At 71.5% G+C, this 14,109-nt stretch carries 11 protein-coding genes; 1 reads left to right on the forward strand and 10 read right to left on the reverse strand.

The window, feature by feature from the left end; all coding sequences use genetic code 11:
• Positions 1-20: 20 nt before the first annotated feature.
• From GJR97_RS07285 to GJR97_RS07325, 9 genes are all read right to left on the reverse strand, one after another.
• A complete protein-coding gene (locus GJR97_RS07285; RefSeq protein ID WP_154345847.1) occupies positions 21-1,556 on the reverse strand; it encodes a CoA-acylating methylmalonate-semialdehyde dehydrogenase in 1,536 nt (511 codons plus the stop codon).
• An 88-nt stretch (positions 1,557-1,644) separates the two neighbouring features.
• Positions 1,645-2,964: an aspartate aminotransferase family protein gene (locus GJR97_RS07290; protein WP_154345848.1), complete on the reverse strand. Its 1,320-nt coding sequence runs from the start codon at positions 2,962-2,964 to the stop codon at positions 1,645-1,647.
• A gap of 73 nt (positions 2,965-3,037) precedes the next feature.
• A complete protein-coding gene (locus GJR97_RS07295; protein ID WP_154345849.1) occupies positions 3,038-4,180 on the reverse strand; it encodes an ABC transporter substrate-binding protein in 1,143 nt (380 codons plus the stop codon).
• 119 nt (positions 4,181-4,299) lie between these two features.
• Positions 4,300-5,175 carry an ABC transporter permease gene (locus tag GJR97_RS07300; protein ID WP_229276088.1) on the reverse strand — a complete coding sequence of 292 codons (876 nt, stop codon included), beginning with the start codon at positions 5,173-5,175 and terminating at the stop codon, positions 4,300-4,302.
• Complete coding sequence (locus GJR97_RS07305) at positions 5,172-6,065, reverse strand: ABC transporter ATP-binding protein (protein ID WP_154345850.1); 894 nt, start codon at positions 6,063-6,065, stop codon at positions 5,172-5,174. The genes GJR97_RS07300 and GJR97_RS07305 overlap by 4 nt, the downstream gene beginning before the upstream one ends.
• Positions 6,062-6,991, reverse strand: a complete 930-nt coding sequence (locus tag GJR97_RS07310) for an ABC transporter permease (RefSeq protein WP_154345851.1) — start codon at positions 6,989-6,991, stop codon at positions 6,062-6,064. The genes GJR97_RS07305 and GJR97_RS07310 overlap by 4 nt, the downstream gene beginning before the upstream one ends.
• Positions 6,988-8,004, reverse strand: a complete 1,017-nt coding sequence (locus GJR97_RS07315; RefSeq protein WP_154345852.1) for a TIGR03842 family LLM class F420-dependent oxidoreductase — start codon at positions 8,002-8,004, stop codon at positions 6,988-6,990. The genes GJR97_RS07310 and GJR97_RS07315 overlap by 4 nt, the downstream gene beginning before the upstream one ends.
• A 19-nt stretch (positions 8,005-8,023) precedes the next feature.
• Positions 8,024-9,460, reverse strand: coding sequence for a dihydropyrimidinase (gene hydA / locus GJR97_RS07320; protein WP_154345853.1), 1,437 nt, complete (start codon positions 9,458-9,460; stop codon positions 8,024-8,026).
• Positions 9,461-9,487: 27 nt separating this feature from the next.
• A complete protein-coding gene (locus GJR97_RS07325; RefSeq protein WP_129234631.1) occupies positions 9,488-10,336 on the reverse strand; it encodes a nitrilase-related carbon-nitrogen hydrolase in 849 nt (282 codons plus the stop codon).
• A 262-nt stretch (positions 10,337-10,598) separates the two neighbouring features.
• Between GJR97_RS07325 and GJR97_RS07330 the strand changes: the two genes are divergently transcribed.
• Positions 10,599-11,996 carry an aminotransferase-like domain-containing protein gene (locus GJR97_RS07330; RefSeq protein ID WP_324613266.1) on the forward strand — a complete coding sequence of 466 codons (1,398 nt, stop codon included), beginning with the start codon at positions 10,599-10,601 and terminating at the stop codon, positions 11,994-11,996.
• Between the two features lie 13 nt (positions 11,997-12,009).
• Here GJR97_RS07330 and GJR97_RS07335 read toward each other — a convergent pair whose 3' ends face one another.
• The gene (locus GJR97_RS07335) at positions 12,010-14,070 is read right to left on the reverse strand and encodes an elongation factor G (protein ID WP_154345855.1); all 2,061 of its coding nucleotides are present in this window, start codon (positions 14,068-14,070) and stop codon (positions 12,010-12,012) included.
• Positions 14,071-14,109 lie beyond the last annotated feature (39 nt).

Raw genomic sequence — 14,109 nt, forward strand, 5'->3', positions numbered from 1 at the left:
CGGAGCGCGCCGACAGCCGGTCAGTCGTGCTGCGGGAAGCCCAGGTTCAGCCCGCCATGGCTGGGGTCGAGCCAGCGCGACGTAATCGCCTTCTCCTGCGTGAAGAAGTCGAAGCCGCGCGGGCCGTACGCCTTGGCGTCGCCGAAGAGCGAGTCCTTCCACCCGCCGAACGAGTGGTAGGCCACGGGCACGGGGATCGGCACGTTGATGCCGACCATGCCGACCGTCACCTCGCGCTGGAAGCGCCGCGCGGCGCCGCCGTCGTTCGTGAAGATCGCCGTGCCGTTGCCGTAGCGCGACGAGTTGATCAGCTCGAGGCCGTCCTCGTAGCCGTCGACGCGCACGACCGAGAGCACCGGCCCGAAGATCTCGTCGCGGTACACGGCCGACGACGTCGGCACCCTGTCGATGAGCGTCGGGCCCATCCAGAACCCGTCGGGCTCGCCGTTCACCTCGGGGTCGCGGCCGTCCACGACGACGGATGCCCCGTCCTCGCCGGCCACGTCGAGGTACCCGGCGACCTTGTCGCGGTGCTCGCGCGTGATGAGCGGACCCATGTCGCAGCCGCGGGTGCCGTCGCCCGTGACGAGCCGCGACATCCGCTCGCTGATCTTCGCGACGAGCTCGTCGGCGATCGAGTCGACCGCGACGACCGCCGAGATGGCCATGCAACGCTCGCCGGCCGAGCCGAAGCCCGCGTTGACCGCGGCATCGGCCGCGAGGTCGAGGTCGGCGTCGGGCAGCACGAGCATGTGGTTCTTCGCGCCGCCGAGCGCCTGGACCCGCTTGCCGTTCGCCGTGGCCGTCGCATAGATGTACTGCGCGATCGGGGTCGAGCCCACGAACGAGATCGACCGGACGGTCGGGTGCTCGAGCAGCGCGCCGACCGCGACCTTGTCGCCGTGCACGACGTTGAAGACGCCGTCGGGCAGCCCCGCCTCCTGGAACAGCCGTGCGAGCCAGACGGAGGCCGACGGGTCCTTCTCCGACGGCTTCAGCACGACCGTGTTGCCCGTCGCGATCGCGAGCGGGAAGAACCACAGCGGCACCATCGCCGGGAAGTTGAACGGGCTGATGATGCCCACGACGCCGAGCGGCTGGCGCAGCGAGTAGACGTCGATGCCGGTCGAGACGTTCTCGGAGTACTCGCCCTTCGTGTAGGCGGGCATCGCGCAGGCGAGCTCGACGACCTCGAGGCCGCGGGCGATCTCGCCGAGCGCGTCGGCCGTCACCTTGCCGTGCTCGCTGGTGAGGATCGCGGCGAGCTCCTCCGTCCGCGACGCGAGCAGCTCGCGGAAGCGGAACATGACCTGCTGGCGCTTGGCGATCGACGCGTCGCGCCAGGCCGGGAACGCGCGCGCGGCGGCCTGCACCGCGACGTCCACGTCGTCGGTCGAGGCGAAGCGCACGCGTCGCTGCTCGACGCCGTGCGCGGGGTTGTACACGGGGCCGGTGCGGTCGGAGTCGCCCGCGGCCGGCGCGCCGTCGATCCAGTGCTCGACGAGCTCGGCGGTCGCGGTGCCCCCGGCGCTGGGGGCGGTCTGTGTGTCGGTCATGGTCTCGTTCCTTCCGAATCGAGGTGTCCGGGTCGTTTCGTAGGGTGCGGCTGCCGCGGCGCCCCGGACGGAGGCCGCGGCATCCGGCTCACACGGCGACGGTGCCGAGCACCTCGTCGTAGATCTGGGTCGCCTGCTCGACCTCCTCGGCCGTGACCACGCAGGGCGGCACGACGTGGATCCGGTTCTCGGCGACGAACGGCAGCAGGCCGCGCTCGACGAGCGCGCCCTTGATGCGACCGACCTCGGCGGCGGGCAGCGGCGCACGAGACTCGGGGTCGGCGACGAGGTCGAGCGCCCAGAAGACGCCCTCGCCGCGCACCTCGCCGATCACGGCGTGCTTCTCGGCGAGTTCGGTGAGCGCGGGCGCGATCGACTCGGCTCCGACGCGGCGCGCATGGTCGACGATGCCCTCGGACTCCATCGCGTCGAGCGCGCCGACGATCGAGGCCATCGCGAGCGGGTGGCCCGAGTAGGTGAGCCCGCCCGGGAAGATCCGCTCGTCGAAGTCGGCGGCGATCTCGTCGGAGATGACGACGCCGCCGACGGGCACGTAGCCCGAGTTGACGCCCTTCGCGAAGCTGATGAGGTCGGGCCGCACGTCGTAGCCGTCGAACGCGAACCAGCGCCCGGTGCGCCCGAAGCCGCACATCACCTCGTCGAGGATGAGCAGGATGCCGTGGCGGTCGCACAGTTCGCGGACGCCGGCCAGGTAGCCGGGCGGCGGCACGAGCACGCCGGCCGTGCCGGGCACGGTCTCGAGCAGCACGGCCGCGATCGTCGCGGGGCCCTCGGACTCGATGACGCGGCGCAGGTGCTGCAGCGCGCGCGCCGACTCCTCCTCGGGCGTCGTCGCCCAGAACTCGGAGCGGTACAGGAAGGGGCCGAAGAAGTGCACGTGTCCGCGTGCGAACTCGTTCGGGATGCGCCGCCAGTCGCCGGTCGAGACGATCGCGGCACCGGTGTTGCCGTGGTACGACCGGTACGTCGAGAGCACCTTGTCGCGGCCGGTGTGCAGGCGTGCCATCCGGATCGCGTTCTCGTTCGCGTCGGCGCCGCCGTTGGTGAAGAACACCTTGGACATGCCGCTCGGGGCATGCGACACGATCCGCTTCGCGGCCTCGCCGCGGGCGAGGTTCACGGTCGGCGGGCCGATGGTGGTGAGGAGCTCGGCCTGCTCCCGGATCGCCGAGACGACGGCGGGGTGCTGGTGGCCGATGTTGACGTTGACGAGCTGGCTCGAGAAGTCGAGGTACTCGCGGCCGGAGTGGTCCCAGACGCGGGTCCCGCGGCCGCTCGCCACGACGAGCTGCGGCGGGCTCCCCTGCGCCGACCAGGAGTGGAAGACGTGTGCTGCGTCGAGGTCGCGCGCGAGCGCGTCGAGGTCGGCGGTGAGGTTCTCGGTCATGGGCGTCGTCGCCTTTCGTGGGGTGGATGCCGCGGGGCGGGGCGTGCGGGCCGCGCCCCGCGGCATCCGTCGGTCAGTTGCCGCCCTCGGTGAGGGTGACCTCGATGGGCTCGTAGTCCTCGCCCTGGATGTCGACGCCGTCGGCCTCGAGGTTCGCGAGGGCCTCGTCGACGTACTCGTTGGTGTACGAACCGTCCGGCGGGTCGGTCGTGATGACCTGCGCGCCGTCCTGGTTCTTCGTCATGAGGGCCATCTCGACCGTGGCGTCCCACTGGTCCTCGTTGATGTGGCCGATGCCGCTGGTCGAGGGCCAGATGAGCTTGTTGATCTCGTTGGCCATCCACAGCTGGTGGCTCGTGCCGAGCGTCGACCCGGCGGCGGTGACCGCGTCGGCCGCGGCCTGCGGGTCGTCGCGCTGGTCGATCCAGCCGAGGATCGCGCCCTGGATCAGCTTGACCGCGGTCTCGGCGTACTCGGGGTCGGACTCGAGCCGCTCGCTGTTGGCCCAGATCGCGTCCTGGAGCATGGCCGTGCCGACCTCGTTCCAGTCGATGACCGAGAAGTCCTCGGGCTGGTAGAGCTCGCCCGTCTCGGGGTTCACGGCCTCGAGCAGCTGCGCGTACTCGTTGTAGGTCATCGCCTGCGCGGCGTCGATCTCCTTGTTGAGCAGCGCGTTCATGTCGAAGTTCTGCTGCACGATCGTGTAGCCCGACGCGTCGACCTCGGTGAGGCCCGCGAAGAGCTCCCACTCGTTGCCGAAGCCCCAGCTGCCGATCTGCTTGTCCGAGAGGTCCTCCGGCCCCTCGATGCCGCTGTCGGCCCACGCGACCTGCAACGTGCCGCTGCGCTCGAAGATCTGCGCGATGTTCGTGATGTTCGCGCCGGCCTCGATCGAGGCGAGCGCCTTCGGCACCCACGCGATCGCGAAGTCGACGTCGCCGGCGGCGAGCACGTCCTGGGGGACGATGTCGACCGCGCCCGGGATGATCTCGACGTCGAGGCCGAGCTCCTCCCAGTAGCCGTTCGCCTCGGCGAGGTAGTAGCCGCCGAACTGGGCCTGCGTGAGCCACTGCAGCTGCAGGGTCACGGGTGTGAGCTCGCCGTCGGCGGTGTCGCCGCCGTCGCCCGAGTCGCTGCTCCCGCTGGAGCAGCCGGCGAGCACGAGCGCGGTCGCGGCTGCTGCCGCCGCGCCCGCGAGGATCCGGTTGCGCTTCATGTGCATTCCTCTCTTGGTGGTGGTGCTCGTGGTGCGGGTTCCGACCGGCGATGCCGGTGGCTGGGGCCGGACGGCGTCGGCCGGCGGGGTCGGGGTCCCGGGTTCGGCCGGGGTCGGGGTCATCGGTGACGCGAGGCGATCCTCTCGATCAGGCTGGTGAGGACGAAGAAGACGAGGCCGAGCAGGATGGCGCCGATGACGAACGCCCACGCACGGGCGTACGCGCTCGATGCGGCGGCGGTCGTGATCGCCGAGCCGAGGCCCTGGCGCGGCCCGCCGAAGTACTCGGCGACGAGGGCGGAGATGACCGCGAGCGACGAGGCGATGCGGAGACCCGTGAAGAAGTGCGGCAGCGCCGACGGGATCGTGACGAGCCGGGTCAGCTGCGACGGCGTCGCCGCGTACGACCGCATGAGGTCGCGATGCACGGGCCGCACCTGACGGAGTCCGCGCAGCGTATTCAGGAACACGGGCACGAACGCGGCGATCGACGCGATCAGGATGCGCGCGACCTCCGACGTCGAGCCGAACAGCGTGTAGAACACCGGGGCGAGCGCCACGATCGGCACGACCGCGACCGCGGCGACGACGGGGGCGAGCATGCCGTCGATCGGCCTGGCGACGGATGCCGCGATCGCGAGCAGCACCCCGATGATCGCGCCGATCAGGAGGCCGATGAGGGCGTTCAGGCCGGTCGCGAGGGTCGCCGCGAGCACCTGCGGGGCGTACTGCACGAGCTGGTCGAAGATCGCGGAGGGGCTGGCGAGCACGAACGGCGGGATGCCCGCGGCGACCACGACGAGCTCGACGAGCACCACGAGCACCACGAAGAGGGCGATCGGCGGCAGGACGAGCTTCGCGAAGGTCGCGAGCGGCCCGTCGCCGACGGGGCGACGGCGGCGCGGCGGGGCGGATGCCTCGAGCCCGGGCATCGCGACCGTCGGGTCCGCCTGCGACGGCGCGGCCTCGACGCGCTCCGGCGCTGCGCTCGTCATCGCACGTCCACCCCCCGGGCCGCACCGGCGGCGGGCGTCGCCTCCGGGCCGTGCAGCGCCTCGCGCACGGCGGTCACGCCGGCGAAGAACGCCGCGTCCTCGCGAAGGTCCTCCCCGCGCTCCGCCGCGCCGCCGAGGCGCACGTCGATCTCATCGGTGATGCGGCCGGGGCGGGGCGACATCACGACGACGCGGTCGGAGAGGTAGACCGCCTCGGGGATCGAGTGCGTCACGAACACGACCGCGGCGCCGGTCTCGGCGCGGATCTTCAGGAGCTCGGTCTGCATGCGCTCGCGGGTCATCTCGTCGAGCGCGCCGAACGGCTCGTCCATGAGGAGCAGCCGGGGCTGCTCGGCGAGCGAGCGGGCGATCGCGACGCGCTGCTGCATGCCGCCCGAGAGCTGGTCGGGGTAGTGCTTGGCGAAGTCGGCGAGGCCCACGAGCTCGAGCAGCTCGGCGACACGTGCGCGGCGGGTCGAGGCATCCGCCCCGTGCAGTTGGAGCGGCAGCTCGATGTTCGCCGCGACGGTTCGCCACGGCAGGAGGCCGGCCTGCTGGAACGCGATGCCGTACGACTGGTCGATGCGGGCCTGGCGGGAGGTCTTGCCGAAGACCCGGATCTCGCCCGCGGTCGGTTCGTCGAGGTCGGCGATGAGCCGGAGCAGGGTCGACTTGCCGCAGCCGGACGGGCCGATGAGCGACACGAACTCGCCGTCGTGCACCGTGAGCTCGATGCCCGTGAGCGCGGTCACCTCGGCGCCCTTGGCGCCCGTGAAGACGCGCTCGACGCCCCGGGCGACGACGGCCTCGGTCGCGTCGGCGGTGGCCGTCGTCGCGCCGCCGGAGGCCGAGGGATGGGGGGCGGGCGTGCTCGGGTTCGGGGTGCTCATGCGACGGTCTCCTGTCGGCGGAACGGGCTGAGGAAGGCGGCGAGGAGGGCGACGAACCCGGCTGCGACGAGGCCGAGCAGCACCGCGCCGAGGATCGGGGCCCAGGGCTTCGCCGGGTCGCTCGACGCGGCGACCGCGGTCTCGAGGATGAGCCGGCCGATGCCGCCCGTGAACCCGACCGAGATCTCGGCGACGACGGTGCCGACGACGGCGTTGGCGGCGGCGAGCCGCAGCGCCGGGATGAGGAACGGGACGCTCGCGGGCAGGCGGAGCCGGAACAGCGTCGTCCACCACCCCGCCGCATAGCTGCGCATGAGGTCGAGGTGCGCGGCATCCGGCGACTGCAGGCCCCGCAGGGCGCCGACGGCGACCGGGAAGAACGCGAGGTAGCTCGCGATGATCACGACCGACATCCAGCTCTCCCACGAGAACGCGCCGAACTCGAGGCGCGAGCCCCAGTTGCGGATGAGGGGCGCGAGCGCGATGAGCGGAACGGTCTGGCTGAGGATGACGAAGGGGAGCACCGCGCGCTCCGCGATGCGGAAGCCGAGCATCAGCAGCGCGAGCACGAAGCCGACGACGACGCCCACGAGCCAGCCGAGCGCGGCGACGCCGAGGCTCGTGAGCGCCGCGAGCAACACGACCACGCCGAGCGGCAGCGCGCCCGACGCCCGGGTCACGGGCTCGACGATGCGCGCGAACATCTCCCAGATGTGCGGCATCGCCAGGTCGCTCGTGCGCGGCAGCAGGCGGATGCCGCTGCCCGTCACGCCCTCCTGCGCGCCGACCAGCCACCCGTCGGCTGGGCCGACGAGCTTGTACAGCTCCCAGAGCGCGGCGAGCGCGATGACGCCGACCACGCCCCAGGCCACCGCGCGCCAGCGGTGCGCGCGCCTGGCCCGGGGGGTCGTCGCGGTCGTCGTCATGCCTTCGCCGTGAGGTGCTCGGTCATGGCGGGGATCACGGTCTCGCCGTACACCCGCATCGTCTCCTCCTTGTTGTCGTGCTGGAGGTAGCCGGCGAACTGGTCGACGCCGAGCTCGGCGAGCTGCTTGAGCTTCTCGATGTGCTCCTCGGCGGTGCCGAGGACGCAGAAGCGCTCGACGATCTCGTCGGGCACGAAGTCGACGTGGTCGTTGTCGGCCTTGCCGTGGGTGTTGTAGTCGTAGCCCTCGCGACCGCGGATGTACTCGGTGAGCGCGTCGGGCACGCTGCCGTGCTCGCCGTACTTGGCCACGATGTCGGCCACGTGATTGCCGACCATGCCGCCGAACCAGCGCGACTGGTCGAGCATGTGCGCGCGGTCCTCGCCGATGTAGAACGGCGCGGCCACGCAGAACTTGATCGACATCGGGTCGCGCCCGACGGCCTCCGCGGCGTCCCGCACGGTCTTGATCATCCACGCGGCGATGTCGACGTCGGCGAGCTGCAGGATGAAGCCGTCGCCGACCTCGCCGGTGAGCTTCAGGGCCATCGGGCCGTACGCGGCGACCCAGACCTCGAGCTCGGAACCCGTCGACCACGGGAACCGCAGCGTCGAGCCCTTGTACTCGACGGCCCGCGAGTTCGCGAGCTCGCGGATGACGTGGATCGACTCGCGCAGCTCGCGCATCGTCACCGGCTTGCCGTTGGTGACGCGCACGGCCGAGTCGCCGCGGCCGATGCCGCAGACGGTGCGGTTGCCGTACATCTCGTTGAGCGTCGCGAACGTCGACGCGGTGACGGTCCAGTCGCGCGTGGCCGGGTTGGTCACGAACGGGCCGACGGTCACGCGCCGCGTCTCGGCGAGGATCTGCGAGTGGATGACGTACGGCTCCTCCCACAGCAGGTGCGAGTCGAAGGTCCAGACGTGGCTGAACCCGAACTGCTCCGCGAGCTTGGCGAGGTGGACCGCCCGCGAGGCGGGCGGGTTGGTCTGCAGGACGACTCCGAAGTCCATGGCGGGGTTCCTCTCCCGATCAGATGAGGTATTGGCTCAGGCCGCGCTTGAGGTAGCGCCCGTCGCCCTTGGCGCCGACGTAGGCGTCGCCATCGACGACGACCTTGCCCCGGCTCATGACCGTGTCGACCTTGCCGTCGATCTCGTAGCCCTCCCACGCGGAGTAGTCCATGTTCATGTGGTGGGTCTTGTCGAGCCCGATCGACGTGTGGCCGTTGGGGTCGTAGACGACGATGTCGGCGTCGGCGCCGGGCTGGATGACGCCCTTGGTGCCGTACAGGCCGAACATGCGCGCCGGCGTCGTGCTCGTGAGCTCGACCCAGCGCTCGAGCGTGATCTCGCCGGTCACGACGCCCTGGTACATGAGGTCCATGCGGTGCTCGATCGAGCCGATGCCGTTCGGGATCTTCCGGAAGTCGCCGAGGCCGAGCTCCTTCTGGTCCTTCATGCAGAAGGGGCAGTGGTCGGTCGAGACCATCTGCAGGTCGTTCGTGCGGAGGGCCTGCCACATCGAGTCCTGGTGGCCCTCGGCGCGCGAGCGGAGCGGCGTCGAGCAGACCCACTTCGCGCCCTCGAAGGCGCCCCACTGGTCGCTCCGTGCACCGAGCTGGTCCTCCAGCGAGAGGTACAGGTACTGCGGGCACGTCTCGCCGTAGACGTTCTGGCCCTTGTCGCGAGCCCAGGCGAGCTGCTCGACGGCCTGCTTCGCCGACACGTGCACGACGTAGAGGGGCGCGCCCGTGAGCTTCGCGAGCATGATCGCGCGGTGCGTCGCCTCCTCCTCCATCTCCCAGGCCCGGGCGATGCCGTGGTAGTACGGGTCGGTCTTGCCCTGGTCCACCAGCTGCTGGGCGAGCACGTCGATGGCGGGACCGTTCTCGGCGTGCATCATCGTGAGCATGCCGGTGTCGCGCGAGACCTGCATGGCCTTCAGGATCTGCGCGTCGTCGGAGTAGAAGACGCCCGGGTAGGCCATGAACATCTTGAAGCTCGTGACGCCCTCGTCGGGCAGCTTCTTCATCGCCTCGAGCGACGCCTCGTTGACGTCGCCGACGATCTGGTGGAACCCGTAGTCGATCGCGCAGTTGCCGCCGGCCTTCTCGTGCCAGGCGGCCAACCCGTCTTCGAGTCGCTGGCCGAACGTCTGCACGGCGAAGTCGATGATCGAGGTCGTGCCGCCGTGGGCGGCGGCGATCGTGCCCGACTCGAAGGTGTCGGACGCCTCGGTGCCGCCGAACGGGAGCTGCATGTGGGTGTGGGCGTCGATGCCGCCGGGGATGACGTACTTGCCGGTGGCGTCGACGACGCGGTCGACGGATGCCGCGACATCCGTGCCGAACAGCTCGCTGCCGGGCTGCAGGACGGCGACGATCTTCTCGCCGTCGACGAGCACGTCGGCCGCGGAACGGCCGGTGGCGCTGACGACGGTGCCGCCGGAGATGAGGGTGGTGGCCATGGACTTCGCTCCTTCGCGTCTCGTCGGCTACGGCTTCGGGATGGACGTGTACGACTCGGGCCGGCGGTCGCGGTAGAACTGCCACGCGTTGCGGACCTGGCGGATCATGTCCATGTCGAGGTCGCGGACCACGACCTCCTCATCGGTCTCCGATCCGTACTCGCCGACGATGTTGCCCTGCGGGTCGACGAACTGGCTCTTGCCGTAGAAGTTCACGGCGAGGTCGCCGTACTCGTTGTCCTCGAGGCCGACGCGGTTCGCGGCGCCGATGAAGTAGCCGTTCGCGGCGGCCGCCGCCGGCTGCTCGATCTCCCAGAGGCGGTTCGAGAGGCCCGGCTTGGTCGCGTTGGGGTTGAACACGATCTGCGCGCCGTTCAGGCCGAGCTCGCGCCATCCCTCGGGGAAGTGCCGGTCGTAGCAGATGTAGACGCCGATGGGGCCGACGGCGGTCTGGAAGACCGGGTAGCCGAGGTTGCCGGGCCGGAAGTAGAACTTCTCCCAGAACTTGTCGAGGTTCGGGATGTGGTGCTTGCGGTACGAGCCGAGGATCGTGCCGTCGGCGTCGACGACGACCGCGGTGTTGTAGTAGACGCCGGGCTGCTCCTCCTCGTAGATGGGCAGCACCATGACCATCTCGAGCTCCTTGGCGAGGGCCGCGAAGCGCTGGACGATCGGGCCATCGGCGGGCTCGGCGTAGTCGTAGTACTTCACGTCCTCCGTGATGCCGAAGTAGGGCCCGTAGAAGAGCTCCTGGAAGCAGATCACCTGGGCGCCCTGCTCCTTCGCCTGGCGCGCGAACTGCTCGTGCTTGTCGAGCATCGACTCCTTGTCACCCGTCCACGTGGTCTGGGTGATGGCCGCTCGAACGATCGTCATGGTGCCTCCTGAGTCGGTCGGCGTCGTTGCCGCCAGCGGTGCAGGCGTGGAGCTCAGTGCCTGCCGTGCGCGCGGTGACGCCGAGCAGTGGTGCCGAGAATCGACGCCGGGTGGGGACCGGCGGCGGGTGCCAGATCGGGGTTGCGACCCGTTCTGTTATTCTTCGGCGTGAACATTTCCCTTTTGTTTCACTCTGTGACGTGGTGGTTAAACATCCTGTCCCTTGCTTCGTGAGGAGGCAATGGTGCGATCAGGTATTCGAGTGGATGTCTCCGAGCTGACCTCGCTCGCGCCCTTCGCCGACACGACCCCGCGCGGCATCGCCGCCGACCTCGCGCGGCTCGTGAACAACGGGGAACTCGAGGCGGGAGTCCGCCTGCCCACGGTGCGAGAACTCGCCTCGTCGCTCGGCGTGAGCCCCGCCACCATCAGCCAGGCGTGGCAGGCGCTCGCGCGGGCCGGGCTCATCGAGTCGCGCGGCCGGGCGGGCAGCTTCGTACGACGGGACGCCTCGGCCGGCCCCGCGATGCGCATGCGCGGCATGGCCCCGCCCGACGACCCCGTGCGGCTCGACCTCTCGCGCGGCACGCCCGACCCGCTGCTGCTGCCGGCGCTCGGCCCCGCACTCTCGCGCGTGTCGGCACGGGCCGACGTCGGGAGCTACCAGGCCGAACCCGTGATCCCCGCGCTCGCGGCGGTCCTGCGCCGGTCCTGGCCCAGCGAGGCCGAGTCGATCGTCGTCGTCGACGGTGCGCTCGACGCCATCTCGCGCACGCTCGACCAGGTCGTGCGATTCGGCGACCGCGTCGTCGTCGAGCACCCCGGCTTCCCACCGTTCCTCGACCTCCTCGACCTGCTCGGCGCCGAGGCCGTGCCGGTCGCGATCGACGAGCAGGGCATGTCTCCGGAGGGGCTCGCCGTCGCGCTGCGTCGCCGGCCCGCGGCCATCCTGCTGCAACCTCGCGCCCAGAACCCGACGGGCGCGTCGATGACGCCGGCCCGTGCCGCGGCGCTCGCGGGAGTCATCCGCTCGGCCGTCGACGAGCACGGCCTCGACCTCGTCGTCGTCGAGGACGACCACTCGGGACTCATCTCGACCGAGGGCGACGTCACGCTCGGCACGCACCTGCCCGACCGCGTCGTGCACGTGCGCAGCTTCTCGAAGTCGCACGGCCCCGACCTGCGCATCGCCGCCGTCGGCGGCCCGCGCGACCTCATCGGCCGGATCATGGCGCGGCGCATGCTCGGCCCGGGGTGGACGAGCCGGATGCTCCAGTCGATCCTGCTCGACCTGCTGACCGACGGCGCGGCCATCGACGCCGTCGCCGAGGCGCGCCGCGCGTACTACACGCGCCAGCGCGCGCTCGGGGACGCGCTGCGGTCGCGCGGCATCCCGGTGATGCACGCCGACGGCATCAACCTGTGGATGCCCGTGCTCTCGGAGCGGTCGACGCTCGTGCAGCTCGCGGCGGCCGGCATCCGCGTGGCGGGCGGGACCCCGTTCCTCGCGGCGGCCAACGGTGCACCCGTCGCCGGCGCCTCCCGCCGGAACGGCCACGAGTTCGTGCGCGTGACGGTGGGCGCGGTGCGCGAGGACGCCGCGGCGGTCGCGGACGCCCTCGCCGTCGCAGGGCAGCACCTGGCGGCGGGCGGGTACTAGCCCCCGGCCCCGATCACGCGCGCGCCGCGCTCGGCGCCTTCGCGTAGTGGTCGGGCGTGATCGTCAGCTCGGCCTGGCCGGCCGTGATCGATCGGAGGTCGAGCACGTACCGCGTGAGCTCGGCCTCGGGCACGTGCGCCACGACCCGCGCACGGCCGTCGCTCGCCGCCTCGGTCGCGCTCACGCGACCTCGACGCCCCGACAGGTCGGTGAGCACGGCGCCCTGCAGGTCGTTCGGCACGGTCACGGTCACGCTCGAGACCGGTTCGAGCAGCACCGTCCCGGCCTCGGCGAGCGCCGCCTTGACGCCGATCGACGCAGCGGTGCGGAACGCCATGTCCGACGAGTCGACCGAATGCGACTTGCCGTCGGTGAGCTCGACCCTCACGTCGACGACCGGGTGCCCCTGCGGGCCGCCCGAGGCGAGCGCATCGCGCGCGCCCTTCTCCACCGCGCTGATGTACTGCCGCGGCACCGCGCCGCCCGTGACCGAGTCCACGAACTCGAACCCCTCGCCGGGCGGAAGCGGCGAGACGTTCAACTGCACGACCGCGAACTGGCCGTGCCCGCCCGACTGCTTCTTGAGCTTCCCCTCGACCGAGGCCGACCCCGCGATCGTCTCCCGGAACGCCACCGGCGCCGGCGCGGTCTCGACGTGCACGCCGAACACGCGCGCGAGCCGTTCGACCGCGACCGCGACGTGCGTGTCGCCGAGCCCGCGGAGCACCGTGTACTCGCCAGCCCGGTCGACGACGAGCGTCGGATCCTCGGCGGTGAGCCGCGCGAGCGCGACCGGCAGCTTCTCGTCGTCGGACTGCGACGCCGGCTCGAGCGCGACCGCGTAGACGGGCGGGCGGGGCGGCATCGCCGCCGGTCGGGCCGTGCCCGACGACCGCGTCCAGAGCAGCGAGCCCGACGGCGACCCCGTGAGCTTCGCCACCGCACCGACCTCGCCCGCGGCGAGCGTCCCGGCGGTCACGTGCTCCGCCCCCCGGAGCCGGAACAGTCCGTGGATCCGCTCGTCGGCGCCGGTCGTCGCGTTCCGCAGCTTGTCGCCGGTGCGGAGCGTGCCGGAGAGCACCTTGAGCATCGAAACCTGGCCGACGAACGGGTCGGCGACCGTCCGGAAGACGTGCACGAGCGTGTCCCCGTCCTCCTTGGGCGCGACCTTCAGCTCCGACCCGCCCGACCCCTCCCCGACGAGGATGCGCCCGTCGCGTTCGGTCGCGGCGGGCGTCAGTTCGCAGACGAGGTCCGCGACCCGGTCGACGCCCGTCCCGCTGGCCCCCGAGCACACGAGCACCGGCACCGCCTCGCCCTCGGCGACCTCGCGCGCGAACGTCCGCTCGAGCTCCGCGGCCGACGGCTCCTCGCCCTCGAGGTACGCCTCGAGCTGCGCGTCGTCGTGCGAGACGATGTCCTCCGTCACCTCGACGTGCATCGCGTGCTCCTCGGCCTCGGCCTCGGGCGGGAGCGGCTCGTCGTGGTGCGTCCCGTCGCCGTCGTAGACGTGCGCCTCCTCGCTCAGCACGTCCGCGATCGCCCGGAACGCCGCCTCCTCGCCGATCGGCAGCTCGAGCGCCCAGAGGTGCTCGCCGAACTCCGAGCGGAGCTGCGCGAGCGCGCCGCGGAAGTCCGCCCGCGCCTTGTCCTCCTGCGTGACGACGACGACGCGCGGCACGCCCGCGGCCTCGGCGGCGTCCCACGCCGAACGCGTCCCGGCGACGACGCCGTCGACCGCGCTGACCGCGATGAGCGCGACGTCCGCCACCGACAGCGCCGCGTCGACGGCGCCCACGAAGTCCGGGTGCCCGGGGGTGTCGGCGAGGGTCACCGTGTACGCGGTGCCGTCGGGACCCGTCCAGTCGAGGTGGGCGAGCGAGAGCCCGAGGCTCGTATGGCGGGCGATCTCCTCGGGCTCGTGGTCGCAGACGGTGTTCCCCTGTTCGACGGATCCCGTCCGCGGGATCGCGCCGGCGCGATGCAGGAGCGCCTCAGCGAGTGTGGTCTTCCCCGAGCCCGAAGCGCCCACGAGGGCGACGGTCCGGTGGGTCTGGGGCGATGCCGAGTTCATGGGGCCTCCCGCGCCGGTGCGGTTCCGTGCGTCCATCGT

The organism is Agromyces kandeliae (genome assembly GCF_009674665.1).
GTDB lineage: Bacteria > Actinomycetota > Actinomycetes > Actinomycetales > Microbacteriaceae > Agromyces > Agromyces kandeliae.